Here is a 15,751-nt window from a genome sequence, read left to right on the forward strand (position 1 = left end):
GGACGCAGGGCGCTGGGCCGCCGGCCCGGCCGGGAAGAAGGTCGGTGGTGGCCGGAGCATTCGCCGGACCCGCTCCACCAGGAGGCGCACCAGGGCGTCGACTGGCGCTGGTCGTGGCGGTCACCGACTATCTCGACACATCGCTTCGCGCCTTGCGCGCGCCCGCGGGAGACGCGGCCGAGCTGCGTGACCTGCTGGCCGACCCCGAGGTCGGAGGCTTCTCCGTGACGTCGGTGGTCAACGAACGGGCCCATCAGCTCCGGGTGGCCATCGAGGACTTCCTGGCTGATCGCGAGCCCGACGACCTGCTGCTCGTGTACCTGTCCTGCCACGGGCTCGTGGACGCCCGACGACGCCTCTACTTCGCGGCGCGTGACACCTTCAAGAACCGCCTCGCCTCCTCCGGCGTCGAGTCGCACTGGCTGCTCGACCAGCTCGAGGACTGCCGCGCGCGCCGGCAGGTCGTCATCCTCGACTGCTGCTTCAGCGGCGCCTTCGCCCGCGGAGCCAAGGGCGACGACGACATGAACCTCGGCGAGCACCTCGTCGGCGAGGGTCGCGGCAGGGTGGTGCTGACCGCCTCCCGCGGCAGCGAGTACTCCTTCGAGGGTGAGCCGCTGCAGGGCGACGACGCGGCTCGCGGCTCGGTCTTCACCAGCGCGCTCATCGACGGCATCCGGACCGGACGGGCCGACACGGACCACGACGGCGAGATCTCCGTAGAGGACGCCTACGCGTACGCCTTCGAGCAGGTCCGCCGGTCGGGCACGCAACAGACTCCGCAGCGATGGCTGTACGGCGCCGAAGGGTCGATCCTCCTGGCGCGTACGCCGCCGGTCCTCACTCCGGCCGAGCCCCCGGCCCCGCCCCCGGCCGAGCCGGCGCCCGTCCCCCTCCCGTCGGGCACCGACGGTCCGGCCGACGCCCCGCCCGTCCCGCCGTCACCCGCCCCGCCGTCACGTGCGCGCAGATGGCGCCGGCCGTCGGTCCTGGCCGCCATCGGCGTCGGGGTGGCAGCCGTCGCCGGCCTCGTGGTGTTCCTGGTCCTGCAGGGAGGCGATCCCGGGTCGCCGGGAGGCGGCGGCGACGGGACCGCCGGGATCAGCACGTCGGGCACCATCACCCAGAGCTCGCCATGGCGGCTGCGCATCAAGGACGACATCTCGAACGTGAGCGGGGGCGACGACGTCGGATGCAGCATCACGCTCGGCAACCGCGGGTCGGGCAACGTGCGCAGCTGGGACGACTTCTACGGCGTGAAGACCTTCCAGATGAGGGAGTCCGGCACGTTCGACTACCACGTCAGCGACCGCGGCTGCCTGCTGCTGCCGCAGCGCGGAGACGGCGGCGTGGCGCCGCTGCCCCTCCTGTGGTCGTCGGCCGACGGCGACTCCGCCGTCTTCGAGAGCCCCGGCCGGGTGACCGTCAGCGTCACCGACTTCCAAGGCACGCCCACCTGCGACCTCTTCCTGATGGCCGACGCCGACGGCCGCGCCGTCGACAACCGTGAGGCGAGCGACAAGCAGGCATCGGTGACGTTGGAGTCGGACGGCCCGCGTCGGGTCTTCGTCAAAGCGCCGACGTGCTCGATCCGGGTGGTCGCCGCCCCGTAGGAGGGCTGCACGGTACTCCCTCACCCGGGCCCGTGCGGCCGAATGGCTCGTACTTCCCTCGGATGGGCGATCTCGTCGCGTTCGGCTGACCCGGCTCGCCCGGCGTGTCACCGTCTGATGGCCAAGGGGGGAGGTACTGATGGTGAGACGCGGTCCGGTATCGAAGTCCACGACGATCGTCTCGCTCGCGCTGCTCTCGTGCGCGTGGGCGGTCCATGCCACCGGACTCGGCCTGACCGGGGCGCAGGCGGGCGACGCCGTCACCGCGCCGACGCGCACGTCGCCGTCGGCCCCGATGCCCCCGGCCGTGCAGCCGGAGGTGACGGTGCCTGCCCAGGCGTTCAGCCCGCCGGTGAGCGTCTCGGCGCGACCCACGACCGCCGCGGCGATGTCGCCCGGGCACGCCCGCGCCATCGTCGCCAGCGCCGTGTCGACCGCCATCCCGTCCGTCGCGCTCGCGGCCTACCAGCGGGCCGCGGTCGTCATCGACGAGGCCGATCCCACCTGTCACCTCGACTGGCCGCTGCTCGCCGCGATCGGGCGCGTCGAGTCCGACCACGGATCGGCTCGCGGGCACTCCCTCTCCGCCGCGGGCATCGCCACCCCGCCGATCGTCGGACGGGTGCTCGACGGCCACGGCGTCGCGCTCGTGCCCGACTCGGACGGGGGCAGGTACGACGGCGACCGCCGCTTCGACCGCGCCGTCGGCCCGCTCCAGTTCATCCCCTCGACCTGGTCGATGGTCAGCGTCGACGCGGACGGCGACGGGCGCCGCGACCCCCAGGACATCGACGACGCTTCCCTCGCCGCCGGCGTCTACCTGTGCGCTGGCGCCGAGGACCTCGCCTCGGTCGCCGGGCAGCGTGTGGCCGTGCTGCGCTACAACCACAGCCCGTCGTACGTGTCCACCGTGCTGCGCACGGCGCGTGCCTACCGGTCCTCGGCGGCGCTCATCGACGCCTTCCCGTCCGGCCAGATCGGGTACGCCGCCGCGCGCGCCCTCGTGACTCCGGGCGACGCCGGTCCGGCCGACGTGCGCTCAGCCAAGACGCGTCACGGCAAGCACGGTCACCGTCACCACGGCCAGCACGCAGGGCACGGTCAGCCCGGTCACCACGGCTCGACCGTCGGCGTCCCGTCGCCGGTCCACGGCGCCGGGACGGGCACCGGCGGTGACCTGGGCCCGGCCCCGAGTCCCGTCCCGACGCCGACCGAAGCTCCGGCCGCCGACCCCACGCCGACCGAGACCCCGACCGAGTCCCCGACAGCGGACCCGTCAGCGGACCCCGCCCGCGTCGGGGGCGGCGCTGCGGCCGCCGACACGGCGCCGGCCGTCCCGTCGGCCGGCCCTTCGATCGGGCCCGCGGCCACGCCGACCGCCGAGGCGTCTCCCGGTAGCTGACGGCCGCCCGGCTCAGACGGCGTACACGTCCTCGGGGTTGCCGATCGGCTCGAACAGTGACAGGTCGGCGGGCTCCTCCAGGTCGGCGTACTCCTCCCCCGCCGCCGGGCCGGTGACGTTGGCGACGGCCACGACGCCGGTCAGCGGGGCCAGTGAGGCGTAGACGGTCAGTGCCTGGTCGATCGTGACGGAGCCCAGCTTGTCGATCCCGAACGCCTGGCACGCGCTCAGGGCGGCCCCGATGAGCACGAGTGCCGTGTAGATGGTGGTGCGCACGCGCGGGTTGAACCGTCGCAGCAGCTCGGCCGTGGAGTGGATGGGGGTCATCGGTCTCACCTTTCGGGAAGGCTGTCGAGTGCGGCCTGGAGGCTCGTCACGGCCTCCTGGAGTCGATGCCGCACCGCCTCGAGGTCGGTCGGCTCGTCGGTGGCGGCGCTCGTCACCGGGGCCGGGGCGGATGTAGGCACCGGGGCTGGTGCGGGGGCAGGCACCGGGGCCGGGGCGGGAACCACGGGGGCGGGGACCGGTGCCGGGGCGGGAACCACGGGCGCGGGCGCCGGTGCCGGGGCCGGGGCTACCGCGTGAGGGGCAGGCGGAGCAGGCACGCTCGCCGGCCGCGTCGACCTGATCCGCAGCGCGGACAGCGGGATGTCGGGGTGGACGGCGTTCACATCGACCGGCCCGAAGCCGGGGACACGCTTGATCGGCCCGAACCTGCCGTCGGAGTGCTGCCAGATGGCGGCCCGCGTCCACGGCTTCGGGATCCGGGGCGGCCGGAAGTCGTCGCTGTAGCGCGCCACCCACAGCAGGCAGCCGAACCCGTTGCCGAGGTCGAACGGCGTGTAGATGATCGGCCTGGCCGTCAGGCCCCTGCGGCCCAGCTCGTTGGTGACCGTGGCGACCCAGTTGCCGGTCCACCGGGTCACCGCCGCCAACGACATCCCCTCGAGTGACTCGAGGTCCAGCATCGGGAGCATGTCGCCGGCGCGGATGTCGCAGTTCTTCAGGAAGAAGCGCGCCTCCTCCGCCGCGTCCCCGCGATCGGGCCGGGCGAAGTGGTACGCCCCGACCGGGATGCCGGCCGCGCGCGCCTGGCGCACCCGCTTGCGGTAGATCCGGTCCACGACCGTCGTACCTTCGGTGGCTTTGAGGTACCACCACCGCACCCCTGCCGCCTGCGCGGCCCTGATGTCGATGCGGCCGTCCTGGTGGTGGCTCGTGTCGATGCCGTCGAGCGAGCGCCTCGGTGGGAAGGCGGCGACCGGCGCCTCGCCGGTGCTCCGCTCCCCCACGCTCACTGCGGACGGCGTGGGCGGGTAGGAGAACACCGGGATCGGGTCGGGTCGCCAGAAGTCGTCGGGCCGGTTGCTGACCAGGCCGTCGCGGCCTGCGCGGTAGGCGACCACCTGGCGCGCCGCCGAGGGCGACAGACGGCCGTGATCGATCATCACCGCGTGGACGTGCTCGTTCCACAGGCCCCGGATCGTCGGCCGGTGCCACGCGGCGAAGCCGATCGACCTGAGGACGCGGACCTTCCGCCGCCAGTCCCACGGCAGCAGGTCGACGGCCCCGCCGCCGTCGTGGGTGCCGGCGGACTGCGAGACCCCACCGGCGTTGTAGGAGCCCTGCACGATCGTCAGCGGATAGCCGAGTCGGCGCTGCGCCTCCTCCAGTGCCGCGCGGGTCTTCCAGTCGACCTTCTTGGGGCTGCGGTCGCCGAACGTGGTCAGCTCGAACGGACCCGGCAGATCCTGCGGGTGCGGCGGCACGGCGACGGGGGGCTTCGGTCCCACCTGGGCCTGAACCGGCGGCCGGGGGCGCGGCTTCTTCGACCTGGGCGGCGGCACGGTCACCTTGACCGGCAACGACGCCCCAGGCGCCTGCGGCGTCGCGCTGACGGGTCCGAGGACGGCGTTGGCCAGGCGCGCGGCATGGTCGCTGTGGCGTCGCGGGTTCTGCCCGTCGCGACCCTGGAAGATCTTCGTCGAGCGCACCGACCAGCCGAGGTCGTCGCCGTCGACGAACCAGATGAGGTCGATCGAGTTCGGGCCCACGGCGTACGTCACCGGCTTGCCCGCGATCCTCTCGCCCGCGGACCGGCTCTGCCTGAGCTGGCGGTTGTAGTCACCGCCACCCATCACCGGCAGCCCGCTGGCCACGAGCCTCGCGAGGAACAGCTGGTGCTTGGCGATCGCCTCGTTCCACTCCTGCAGCCGGACCGCCTGGTCCGGCTCCTGGACGTTGTTGAACGCGCCCGCGACGAGGTGGACGTTCGTGACGTGGAAGTCGCGACCGAGGGCGTCGGACGTCAGCCGTAGGTGGGTGCAGTAGCGCCTGGTGTGCAGGCCGGCGACGGCGTTGTGGAGGAGCTGGACCCGACCGGCGACCTTGGAGAACTGGCTGCGGCGGCAGGCGATGGGCGTGGTGTTGTCGCGACGCCCGTAGAAGACGAACCACTCGGCCGGCGGGAACGCCTGCTGCACGAGGGGGCGGTAGCGGTCCGCGATCTCCTGGAGGAGCACCAGATCGCCGACACTCGCATTGCGGGTCAGGTCCTCCTGCGCCTCGGCGAGGGTGAGGGCGTTGTCCGGGAAGGACTGGACGTTCGCGGTGACGACCCGGATCGGCGTCGCGGACGGGCGGGCGCCGTTGCCGGGCGCCAGCGTCACAGGCGACGGCAGCCCTTCCAGTACGTCGGTCAACGTCGTGCTGTCCATCGTGATCACCTCGACGATCCCGCGGCGAGGATGAGCTTCACACCGGGGTTGGCGCCTGCAGGATCGCATTCCACGGTCGTCCGGGGTCGAACTAGGGGTCAATGACCCGTTCGGGCTATTGACATGCCCGCCGATCACGTGGGCGGCGACCCCTTTACCCGACGTCAGTGCGCGGACAAGACCAATTTCGGGTATCTCCTCGCGGCCGTCGTACCCGGCCGTGGCTCTGGGTCGAGTCTGGCCGGCGGGTCCGCTGTCGACGAGAGGGCCGCCAGCAACGCTGGCTCACACACCGAACGTGGGAGGTCACATGATGATCAGAAGCACCCGCCGCAGGATGATCCTCGCGGCAACGACGACCGCAATCGCGGTCGCCCCGTTCTTCGGGACCGCAGCCGTCGCTCATCCGGCCCACTCGGTGTCCATCACGCCGGTGCTGGGTGGCCTGGCAGCGCCGCGGGGCATCGCCTTCGACGGCCGGGGCAGCATGTACGTCGCCGAGTCCGGCGTGGCCGGCGACGGCCCGGCCGGTCTCACTCAGACCGGCAAGGTCAGCAAGTACCGATGGGGCAGCACGACCCCCAGCTGGTCGACCCCGTTCTCCTCGGTCTACGCCACCGAGGACCCCTCAGCACCGCCGGACGTGCTCGGCCCCGAGGGGCTCAGCGCGACGAGCAGCCGGTGTTCGACGCATCGCAGGGACGATCGCTCCTCGCACAGCAGGTACCGGTGGCACCACCGGAGCCACAACAAGGCGTGCCAGGTGTCCATGATCATGTCCGAGTCCACCCCGGGCGTGGCCGCGGCCTCGGGCGGCGCAGTCAACGCCCCGCAGGCCGGCCACCTCTACCGCCTCAACGGTGCGACCGGCGCGGCGACCGACAAGGCCGACGTGGGCAGCCAGATGTACAAGTGGACCGGCGACAACAAGGCGCTGTTCCCCGACGACTTCCCCGACTCCAACCCGTACGGCGTGCTCGTCACCCAGGACCACCGCAACGGCCGGACGCGCACCTTCGTGGCCGACGCCGGTGCCAACACGATCTCCGAGGTCATGCGCGACGGCACGGCGCGGATCATCGCCTACATCCCGAACGAGACGGCCGCACCGTTCCGCGACTCGACGCCCACGTGCATCGCGCAGGGCCCGGACGGCTGGCTCTACGTCGGCACCTTGCACTTCGTGTCGAACCTGTTCACCGGCAGCGGAGGGAACCAGTCCGACGTGTGGCGCGTGAACCCGAACGCGAACTACCCGACGGCGCCCCAGCTCTGGACGTCCGGACTGACCACCGTCACCGCGTGCACCTTCGACCGCTCCGGCAACTTCTGGGCGACCGAGATGTTCCAGGGCGGCCTCGAGGCGAGCCCTCCCGGCGACATCGTCAAGATCCCGTTCCGCAATCCGAGCTCGCACACCCGGATCGGCGCTGGCCAGCTGGCCCTCCCGGGCGGGATCGCCCAGGGTCCTGACGGTGCCATGTACGTCACCGTCGGCTCGTCGGCTCCCGGTGTCTCCGGCGGGGTGATGCGCGTCGGCAGGTGACCCGCGGGTGCCTGACGAGTGATTCCTCGGGCGCGTCTCCGGTCCTCGGACCGGGGGCGCGCCTCGTCGCGCGTGCGGTCGGACCGGCCCCCCTGCGAACTATCACCGTGACAGTTCGCGCCACGAGTGACACTTACGAACTATCACCGACCGCGCGAACTATCACCGTGACAGTTCGCGCTACGAGTGACACTTACGAGGTATCACCGACCGCGCGAACTATCACCGTGACAGTTTGGCGTCGCGGCGAGCCGGACAGCTACCTGTCGAGGGTGGGCAGCCAGGCGTCGGCCAGTCCGGTCACGGCCAGCACCCGCTGGACCGTCGGCGACGGCTCGACCACCGCGAAGCGGCTGCCCTGGGCGGAGGCCTTCTTGCCCAGCTCCACCAGCGCACCGAGGCCGACCGAGTCCATGAAGTCGACACCCTTCATGTTGAGAGTCAGCGCGTGGCTGTGCTGCAGGACCTCGAGGCCTGCGTCGACGAGCTGCTGGCGGCTCACCAGGTCGATGGAGCCCTCCGGCCTCAGCTCAGAGCCTTCGCGCGCGATCGTCAGTTCCATGCCATCTCAGCCTTTGCTCGTCCAGGTCCGACGACCTGGTCGGCTTCAGGATGTTCGGACTCTTCACCCCGAACCATACGGTCTCGCCGCGGCGTACGCGACCGCGCGCGCCAGGTCTCAGCCCCATTTCAGGTGCTGAGTTCAGGTGCTGAGTTCAGCCGCCCAGTTCAGCCGCCCAGTTCAGCTGCTCAGCCCGTTGCGCGCCTCGATGGCCTTGATCGAGTCCCGGAACGCCTTGACCAGGACGCCCTTCCCCACCGTGCCGACCAAGGCGCCGATCAGGTGGCCTCGGAGGTTCTTGCCCTCACGGACGACGGTGTAGTCGATGTCCGTGCCTCCGTCGACGCGCTGGGTGAGGTCGTAGACGTGGCTCGACCTCCCGCCCCAGGCGTTGGAGTCCAGCGTGGTGAGCACGACGTGGCTCGGGTCGGACCAGTCGTAGGACAGCCGCTCCCAGATGCCCCGAGATCCCTCCGTGACGTCCGCGTGATCCTGGTCGAGCGAGTGGACGCGCAGGTCCTTGTCGGCGCTGTTGCCGAAGGTCTTCGCCCGGCCCGGGCCGAAGTCGGTCAGCGCGGCGACGAACTGCTCCGGCGTCACACGCGTGGATTCGTGCATGTGGATGGTGGCCATCGGACCCTTCCTCGAACACTCGGCTCGACTGACGTGACCGCCGCGCGGCGGACCTGCCACCAGCAGCCAACGGATCGAGCACCGGTTCCCAGCACACCCGAACCGGGTGAATGACGGTGTCGTACCGTCGCAGGCATGGCTGAGCACTGGGTGGCGACGGGGCCGAGGACGTTCACGCTCGAGGAGTACGACGTCTCCCCGCCCGGTCCCGGGCAGCTCACGATCTCCGTGCGCGCGGCGGGCGTGAACCCGGCCGACGCGAAGCATCCGGCGCGAGCCGACTCGTTCCCGGTGCCGATCGGCTACGAGGTCGCGGGGGTCGTCAGCGCGGTCGGCCCCTCGGTCTCCTTCGCCGTCGGCGACCCGGTGCTGGCGTTCAGGGTCAGCGGCGGGTGGGCATCCTCGATCACCGTCCCCGACACCGACGTGTTCGCGAAGCCCGACCGGCTGACCTACCCCGAGGCGGCGAACCTGCTGCTCGCCGGCTGCACCGCCGCCGAGATGCTCGACGTCGCCGGCGTCGGTGCGGGCGACACCATCGTCGTGCACGGCGCCTCCGGTGCGGTCGGCGTGAGCGTGCTGCAGCAGGCCGCGTTGCTCGGCGCCGCCGTCATCGGGACGGCGAGCCCGTCCCGCTTCGACGTCGTCAGGCGGTACGGCGCCACGCCGGTCGCGTACGGAGACGGGCTGCTCGCCCGCCTGCCGACAGCGGTCGACGCTGCGCTGGACTGCGTCGGCACCGACGAGGCGGTCGACGTGTCGCTCGCGCTGGTCGCCGACCGGTCCCGCATCGTCACCATCGCCGCAGCCGCCCGGGCAGAGGTCGACGGCTTCGCCGCCCTGGCCGGCAACCGCCCGGCGAGCAAGGCCTTCCGGGACGAGGCCCGGGCGCGGCTCGTCCGGCTCGCCGCCGAAGGAAGGCTCGAGGTCCCGATCGCGCGGACGTTCCCTCTGTCCGAGGCCCTCGCCGCGGTCGAGGTGATCCGCGCGCAACACCCCGGAGGCAAGCTCGCCCTGGTGCCGTGAGGCCCGCCGATCCACGAGGAGATCCACGGTGACCCGGTGAGAGTCGGCGTCCGCGGGACGGGTGGAGCGCCCATCCGTCAGAATCAGCCGGTGACAGCTCCCGCGCCCGCCGCCGCCCCTGCGCACGTCGCGTCGACGCGCCCCGGCGCCGTCACCGCCGCCGCCGTCACGACGATCGTGGCGGCCACGATCAGCGGCGGGCTGACGCTGGTCACGGCCGTGTTCGCCGCGGTGATCGGGCGCGCCGTCCTCCAGTTCTTCGACGACACCGGCTCCCTCGTCGCCTGGTTCCTCGGCGTCGCCGTCACAGTGCTCGCGCTGAGCTCCGTCGCCGTCGTCGCCTCCGTCGGCCTGCTCCGACGACGCCGCTGGGCGTGGTGGGCGCTGCTCGCGCTCACGCCGGTCACGGTCGTGGCCGGCGCCGTGGCTGGCCGCTTCCTCCTTCCGCTGGGCGTCGCGGCCGCGGCCACGGCAGTGTTCGTCCTCCTGCTCCTGCCGTCGACCCGCGGGTGGTTGGCTGCATCCTCAGCGTGACGCCGGTCCGAGCCTTCAGCCCGGGCGCCCCGCTGACGCAGGGGCGTCGTCGGCGTACGGACCGTGCCCGACGCACGCCCACCGGGGTTCCATTTCGGTGACGAACCGTGTCGGATTCGACTGTCGCCGTTCGTGGGACAGGTGGAGCGGACGACCGGGTCCGCCCGAGGAGAAGGAGTTGTGATGACCGAATACCTCATCTACTTCCACCAGCAGTGGGTGGGAGACCACACCGCCGACTGGTTCCGCGGACGTGGACCACTCGCGATGGCCGTCGTCGGCGAGATGAAGGCCGCGGGGGTGTACGTCTTCGCCGGCGGGCTCGAGGAGGAGGACGGTCCCATCTACAACGCCGACCCCACGAGCGGCAGCGTGCTGGTGACCGACGGGCCGTACGTCGAGACCAAGGAGTTCCTCGGCGGGTTCGCCGTGGTGGACGTGGCCGACGACGAGGCCGCCAAGATGTGGGCGGGCAAGCTCGCGGAGGCCTGTGGCTGGCCGCAGGAGGTACGTCGGTTCAAGCCGCAGCCTCCGGCCGTCTGACGCCGACCGCCGCCCGATGGACGGATCTGGCAAGACCGTCGGCTTCCGGCTGTGGCCGCCGATCGCGGTCGGTGGGCCCCTCCTCGTCGGATGGCTCGCCACGGTGCTCTGGGGCGATCCGGTCGACCTCGGCGGGTGGCGCGTCCCGGTCGGCTCGGCGCTGGTGCTGGCGTTCGCCGTGTGGAACGGCTGGTCGCTCTGGCTGTTCGGGCGGCACCGGACCGGACTCCTGCCGGGCCAGCCGACACGCGAGATCATCGAGGAGGGGCCGTACCGCCTGTCTCGCAATCCGCTGTACGTCGGCCTGCTCGCGCTCTACGTCGGGCTGGCGCTGCTGGCGCCGACGTTCTGGGGCCTGGTGCTGCTCCCGGTCGCGGTGCTGCTCCTGAGTTGGGGCGCGATCGGGCCTGAGGAGCGTTTCCTGCACGAGCGGTTCGGTGCGACGTACGACGACTATGCGAGGCGGGTCCGTCGCTGGCTGTGAGGGCCCGTGACGTCATACGAGGTGGCCGTCCAGGGAGCCATCGCGTATGACGTCCGTGGCGAAGGAGGGGTCCGCTGACACCACCCGAATCGGACCATCGCGCGAGACCGACCCGTTCCTAGGCTGTGCGCCGTGTCGGCCATCAGGCGCACCGTGGAGCGAGGAGACGGCTGTGGCGGGTGAGCGCGCCGACGTCTACCAGAGCCTCGACCTCGCCCTGCGGGTCGGCGAGGTCCTGCTCAGCTCGGGTGCCGGCGCCTCCGACGTGGTGGCGACGATGGTCGCCGTCACCCACGCCTGCGGGGTGCGGCGGGTCACGGCCGACGTCACGTTCGTGGACCTGACGCTCCACCACCAGCCGAGCGCGGACGAGCCGGCCGCCACGCAGGTACGCCGGGTCGGCCGGCGTCCGGTCGACTACGGCCAGCTGACGCAGGTCGACGAGATCGTGCAGGACCTCGTCGACGGGCGGGCGGACCGCGAGGAGGCGAGGGCCCGGCTGGCTCGCGTCGTGTCGACCGGTCATGCCCGCCCGCGCTGGACCGTCACGCTGGCGCTCGGCGTGACTGGCGCCGGCATCGCGATGACCCTCGGCGGCGACGTCCTGGTGTGCACGCTCGCCTTCGTGGCGGCGTGCGCCATCGATCGCACCAAGGTCCGCCTCGCCGGCGAGGCGCTGCCGATGTTCTACCAACAGGTCGCCGGCGGCCTCATCGCCTCGGTGCTCGCAGTCGTGGCCGCGGCCACCCCGCTGGACGTCAACCCCTCGCAGGTCGTCACCGCGGGCATCGTCGTGCTGCTGGCCGGCATCGGGCTGGTGGGGGCCATGCAGGACGCGATCATGTCCTTCCCCGTCACGGCGAGCGCCCGGCTGGTCGACGCGACCCTGGCCACGGTCGGGATCATCGCGGGTGTGGCCGGTGGACTCGCGGTCGGAGGGTTCCTCCACGTCGAGCTGACCAACTTCGAGCCCGGTGCGAGCAGCCTGGCCGCCGTCGGGGTGATGATGGCGGGCGCTGGGATCGCTGCTGCAGCGCACGCCTACGGGTGCTACGCGCCACTGCGTGCGGTGGTCGTCGTCGCGGGCGTGGGCGCGGTCGCGCGCGGCGTCTCCTCAGCGTTCGCCGGCGGCAGCCTGGGCGCACCCTGGGGCGCGGCCGTGGCCGCGACCGGTATCGGACTCGCCTCCTACGTGCTCTCCTCCAGGGTGAGCGTGCCCGCGCTCGCCATCGTCGTGCCCTCGATCGCACCGCTCCTGCCCGGCCTGGCGATCTACCGGGGCCTGGCGCTGCTGGCCGACGGCAAGGACGGAGTGCCCGACCTGGCCACGGCAGCCCTCACAGCGGTCTCCCTGGCAGCAGGAGTCATCCTCGGGCACTACCTGGCCCAACCCGTGCGGCAGGAGGCGCAGCGGCTCGGCGCCCGGCTCGCCCTCCCCCGGCTGGTCGGACCGCGGACCCGGCGCCACCCCGACGACGCCGGAACGCAGCCGGGCGACCAGCAGGCCACGTGACGACCGACGAGATCGTGAAGCGATTCGCGAAAGATTGAGGAGAGCGAGATGACGACCGACATCACCGTGTTCACCACGGAGACCTTCGCCCAGCGGATGCGGCGCGCAGCCGACGACGCGGCAGCGGCGGGCCTCGCCGGACTGCTGGTCACACCGGGCCCCGACCTGGTCTGGCTGACCGGCTACCGGCCCACCGCGATCACGGAGCGTCTGACCCTGCTCGTCCTCAGGCCGGGCGAGGACCCCCAGCTGCTCGTGCCGGTGCTCGAGCGCCCGGACGCCGAGGCCGCTGCGGGCGCCGGGGCCCTCACGCTCCACGACTGGACCGACGGATCCGACCCCTACACGGCAGCGGCCGCGCTGTTGAGAGCCGGAACCGCGTTCGGCATCTCCGACTCCGCGTGGTCCATGCACCTGCTCGGCCTGCAGCGGACGCTCCCGGGCACGTCGTACGCCTCGTTCACCGACCGGATGCCGATGCTGCGCGCGGTCAAGGACGCCGACGAGCTCGCACGGCTCGCGGCCGCCGGCGCGGCTGCGGACGCGACGTACGGCGACATCGTGAACGTCGCCTTCGCCGGCCGCCGGGAGACCGAGGTGGCCGCCGACCTGGCCCGACTGCTGCGCGAGCACGGGCACGAGCAGGTCGACTTCACCGTCGTCGGCTCCGGCCCGAACGGCGCGAACCCGCACCACGAGGCCGGTGAGCGCACGATCGAGGAGGGTGATGCGGTGGTGCTCGACTTCGGCGGTCTGATGCACGGCTACGGCTCCGACACCACACGCACCGTGACGGTGGGCACGCCGAGCGCCGAGGTGCGCGAGGTCCACGCCATCGTCCGGGAGGCGCAACAGGCGGCATTCGAGGCCGTGCGGCCCGGGATCGCGTGCCAGGAGATCGACCGGGTCGCCCGACGCGTGATCACCGACGCCGGCTACGGCCCCCAGTTCATCCACCGGACCGGGCACGGCATCGGCATCACGACCCACGAGCCGCCGTACATGGTCGAGGGCGAGGAGCAGCGGCTCGTGCCCGGCATGTGCTTCTCCATCGAGCCGGGCATCTACCTCCCGGGCCGGTTCGGGGTCCGGATCGAGGACATCGTGACGGTCACCGAGGACGGCGGCCGGCGGTTCAACGACACCGACCACGACATCGCTGTGGTCGGCTGAGCCCGCCAGCCGACGTCACCCTCTCCGGGGGAGGCGGCGGAGGAGCCCTCGGTGGAGGACTGAGCCCATGAGCGCTGCAGACATCCCCGCCAACGGCGAGGTCGCGAGCCCGGCTCGGGCCAAGCGCGCCTCCGCAGTCACCTACATCTCATGGACCGCGCTCGCCCTGATGACCACCAGCTCGGTGGCCAGCCTGCGGGCGGCGCCGACGATGGCCGTCTACGGCCTGGCGTGCGTGTTCCTCTACCTGCTGCCCGCGGTGGTGTTCCTGCTGCCGACCTCGCTGGTCTCCGCCGAGCTGGCCTCCGGCTGGCAGGGCGGTGTCTACAACTGGGTCTCGGAGGGCATCTCGAAGCCGATGGGCTTCCTCGCCGTGTGGTGCCAGTTCGCCATGACGATCTTCTACTACCCCAGCCTGCTGGGATTCGTCGCGAGCACTCTCGCCTACGTCTTCAACCCCGATCTCGCCAGCAGCGGCCCGTACACAGCGGTCGTGATCGTCGTTGTCTACTGGTCAGGGGTCTTCATATCGTCGCGCGGCACCAAGGGCATCGCCGGGCTCGCCAGCGGCGGCCTGATCATCGGCACCCTGATCCCCGGCGCGATCCTGGTCACGCTCGGCATCGTCTTCCTCGGCCAGGGCCACCCGTCGGCAGCGCCGATGACGAGCAGCCACCTCCTGCCTGCCTGGGCCGGGCTGTCGAGCCTGGTGCTGATCGTGAACAACTTCCTCTCCTACTCCGGCATGGAGATGAACGCCGTCCACGTGTCGTCCCTGCGCAAGCCGGGCAAGGAGTTCCCCCGCGCCATGTGGCTCGCGATGGGCCTCGTGCTGGCGATCTTCATCCTCCCCGCGCTCGCGATCAGCTGGATCGTCCCGGCCGAGGAGCTGTCGCTGACCGCGGGTGTCATGCAGGCGTTCGACGCGGTGTTCGCGAACTTCGGCTGGCAGTGGATGACGCCGATCCTCGGCATCATGCTGGTCGCCGCGTCGCTGGGCGGCATGCTGACCTGGCTCGCCGGACCGTCGAAGGGCCTGCTGCTCATCTCCCGGCAGGAGGGCTACCTCCCGCCGTTCCTGCAGCGGCTCAACGCGCACGGCGTCCAGCAGAACATCCTCGTCGCGCAGGGCATCGTCACCACCGTCATCGCCCTCGGCTACGCGCTGATCCCGGACGTCTCCAGCGCCTACTGGATCTTCTCGGTGATCACCACCCAGGTCTACCTGATCATGTACCTGCTGATGTTCGTCGCCGCGGTGCGGCTCCGCCGCCAGGCACCTGACCATCCCCGTGGCTACCGCGCGCCGTGGCTCGTCGGCATGTGCGTCATCGGCTTCGCATCCTCGATGGCGGCTCTGCTGATCGGGTTCGTCCCGTCGTCACAGTTCGGTGGCGGCAGCACGGGGCTCTACATCCTCATCGTCGGCGGCGGCGCGCTCGGACTCGGGCTGCTGGTGCCCTTCCTCTTCTACCGCTTCCGCAAGCCGAGCTGGAAGCTCGCCGAGAACAGCGAGGAGGTGCCGTCATGAGCGACGTGGGCGAGACCAGCAGCTCACGCGAGCGGATGGTCCTGTACCTGGTGTCCGGCGCGATCGTCGTGGCACTGGCGGTCCTGGGCCTGATCTTCTTCGACTACGCCAACGACAACCAGCAGGCGAAGTCGAAGGCCGACCAGCTCATCAGCGCCCTCGACCAGGCCGGCTACCGCACCCCGACGACCGACCAGGTGGTCAACACGCTGGGCACCGACGGCGGCGCGGTCTGCACCAACCCGGACAAGAAGCTGTCGCGCGCGATCCTGCTCTCCCAGCTCATGAACGGCGCCGCCGGTCCTGGCCAGCGGCCCGTGATCGTCGACCGTCGCGTCATCGCGGGTCAGCTGCTCATCATGAAGATCTACTGCCCGGACCAGCTCAGCGACTTCCAGAAGTGGGTGACCGACCTCAAGTTCGCCGACGTCGCCAGCTGACCCCGAGACGTCGATCCCCACGGCCCGAGACGTC

15 protein-coding genes are annotated in these 15,751 nt (G+C 71.6%); 11 read left to right on the top strand and 4 right to left on the bottom strand.

Annotation, left to right across the window (positions count from 1 at the left end):
- Positions 1–47: 47 nt before the first annotated feature.
- Together ABD205_RS19710 and ABD205_RS19715 are read left to right on the top strand one after the other, a co-directional pair.
- The gene (locus tag ABD205_RS19710; RefSeq protein ID WP_344047834.1) at positions 48–1,613 is read left to right on the top strand and encodes a caspase family protein; all 1,566 of its coding nucleotides are present in this window, start codon (positions 48–50) and stop codon (positions 1,611–1,613) included.
- A 139-nt stretch (positions 1,614–1,752) separates the two neighbouring features.
- A complete protein-coding gene (locus tag ABD205_RS19715; RefSeq protein WP_344047836.1) occupies positions 1,753–3,015 on the top strand; it encodes a lytic murein transglycosylase in 1,263 nt (420 codons plus the stop codon).
- A gap of 12 nt (positions 3,016–3,027) precedes the next feature.
- Here the strand turns inward: ABD205_RS19715 and ABD205_RS19720 are convergent, their stop codons facing one another.
- Together ABD205_RS19720 and ABD205_RS19725 are read right to left on the bottom strand one after the other, a co-directional pair.
- Entirely contained in the window at positions 3,028–3,342 is a 315-nt protein-coding gene (locus tag ABD205_RS19720) for a hypothetical protein (RefSeq protein WP_344047838.1), read from the bottom strand.
- Positions 3,343–3,347: 5 nt separating this feature from the next.
- Positions 3,348–5,732 (bottom strand): GH25 family lysozyme, encoded by a 2,385-nt coding sequence (locus ABD205_RS19725; RefSeq protein ID WP_344047840.1) that lies wholly within the window; start codon positions 5,730–5,732, stop codon positions 3,348–3,350.
- A gap of 310 nt (positions 5,733–6,042) precedes the next feature.
- Here ABD205_RS19725 and ABD205_RS19730 point away from each other — a divergent pair, with 310 nt between their 5' ends.
- Positions 6,043–7,278 (top strand): ScyD/ScyE family protein, encoded by a 1,236-nt coding sequence (locus tag ABD205_RS19730; RefSeq protein ID WP_344047841.1) that lies wholly within the window; start codon positions 6,043–6,045, stop codon positions 7,276–7,278.
- 259 nt (positions 7,279–7,537) lie between these two features.
- Here ABD205_RS19730 and ABD205_RS19735 read toward each other — a convergent pair whose 3' ends face one another.
- Both ABD205_RS19735 and ABD205_RS19740 read right to left on the bottom strand, forming a co-directional pair.
- A complete protein-coding gene (locus ABD205_RS19735) occupies positions 7,538–7,840 on the bottom strand; it encodes an STAS domain-containing protein (protein WP_344047843.1) in 303 nt (100 codons plus the stop codon).
- Between the two features lie 180 nt (positions 7,841–8,020).
- Positions 8,021–8,473 carry a hypothetical protein gene (locus ABD205_RS19740; protein WP_344047845.1) on the bottom strand — a complete coding sequence of 151 codons (453 nt, stop codon included), beginning with the start codon at positions 8,471–8,473 and terminating at the stop codon, positions 8,021–8,023.
- 135 nt (positions 8,474–8,608) lie between these two features.
- Here ABD205_RS19740 and ABD205_RS19745 point away from each other — a divergent pair, with 135 nt between their 5' ends.
- From ABD205_RS19745 to ABD205_RS19780, 8 genes are all read left to right on the top strand, one after another.
- Complete coding sequence (locus ABD205_RS19745) at positions 8,609–9,499, top strand: NADP-dependent oxidoreductase (RefSeq protein ID WP_344047847.1); 891 nt, start codon at positions 8,609–8,611, stop codon at positions 9,497–9,499.
- A gap of 90 nt (positions 9,500–9,589) precedes the next feature.
- Complete coding sequence (locus tag ABD205_RS19750; protein ID WP_344047849.1) at positions 9,590–10,033, top strand: hypothetical protein; 444 nt, start codon at positions 9,590–9,592, stop codon at positions 10,031–10,033.
- Between the two features lie 183 nt (positions 10,034–10,216).
- Positions 10,217–10,576 (top strand): YciI family protein, encoded by a 360-nt coding sequence (locus ABD205_RS19755; RefSeq protein ID WP_344047851.1) that lies wholly within the window; start codon positions 10,217–10,219, stop codon positions 10,574–10,576.
- Between the two features lie 16 nt (positions 10,577–10,592).
- Positions 10,593–11,060 carry a methyltransferase family protein gene (locus ABD205_RS19760; protein WP_344047853.1) on the top strand — a complete coding sequence of 156 codons (468 nt, stop codon included), beginning with the start codon at positions 10,593–10,595 and terminating at the stop codon, positions 11,058–11,060.
- Between the two features lie 172 nt (positions 11,061–11,232).
- Positions 11,233–12,573, top strand: coding sequence for a threonine/serine exporter family protein (locus ABD205_RS19765; protein WP_344047855.1), 1,341 nt, complete (start codon positions 11,233–11,235; stop codon positions 12,571–12,573).
- Positions 12,574–12,621: 48 nt separating this feature from the next.
- Positions 12,622–13,746 carry a M24 family metallopeptidase gene (locus ABD205_RS19770; RefSeq protein ID WP_344047857.1) on the top strand — a complete coding sequence of 375 codons (1,125 nt, stop codon included), beginning with the start codon at positions 12,622–12,624 and terminating at the stop codon, positions 13,744–13,746.
- A gap of 67 nt (positions 13,747–13,813) precedes the next feature.
- Positions 13,814–15,277 (top strand): glutamate/gamma-aminobutyrate antiporter GadC, encoded by a 1,464-nt coding sequence (gene gadC / locus ABD205_RS19775; RefSeq protein ID WP_344047859.1) that lies wholly within the window; start codon positions 13,814–13,816, stop codon positions 15,275–15,277.
- Positions 15,274–15,717: a hypothetical protein gene (locus tag ABD205_RS19780; protein ID WP_344047860.1), complete on the top strand. Its 444-nt coding sequence runs from the start codon at positions 15,274–15,276 to the stop codon at positions 15,715–15,717. Before gadC ends, ABD205_RS19780 begins: the two co-directional genes overlap by 4 nt.
- Positions 15,718–15,751: the final 34 nt, after the last annotated feature.

Origin of the sequence: Nocardioides panacihumi (genome assembly GCF_039530925.1) — a bacterium.
Classification (GTDB): domain Bacteria; phylum Actinomycetota; class Actinomycetes; order Propionibacteriales; family Nocardioidaceae; genus Nocardioides; species Nocardioides panacihumi.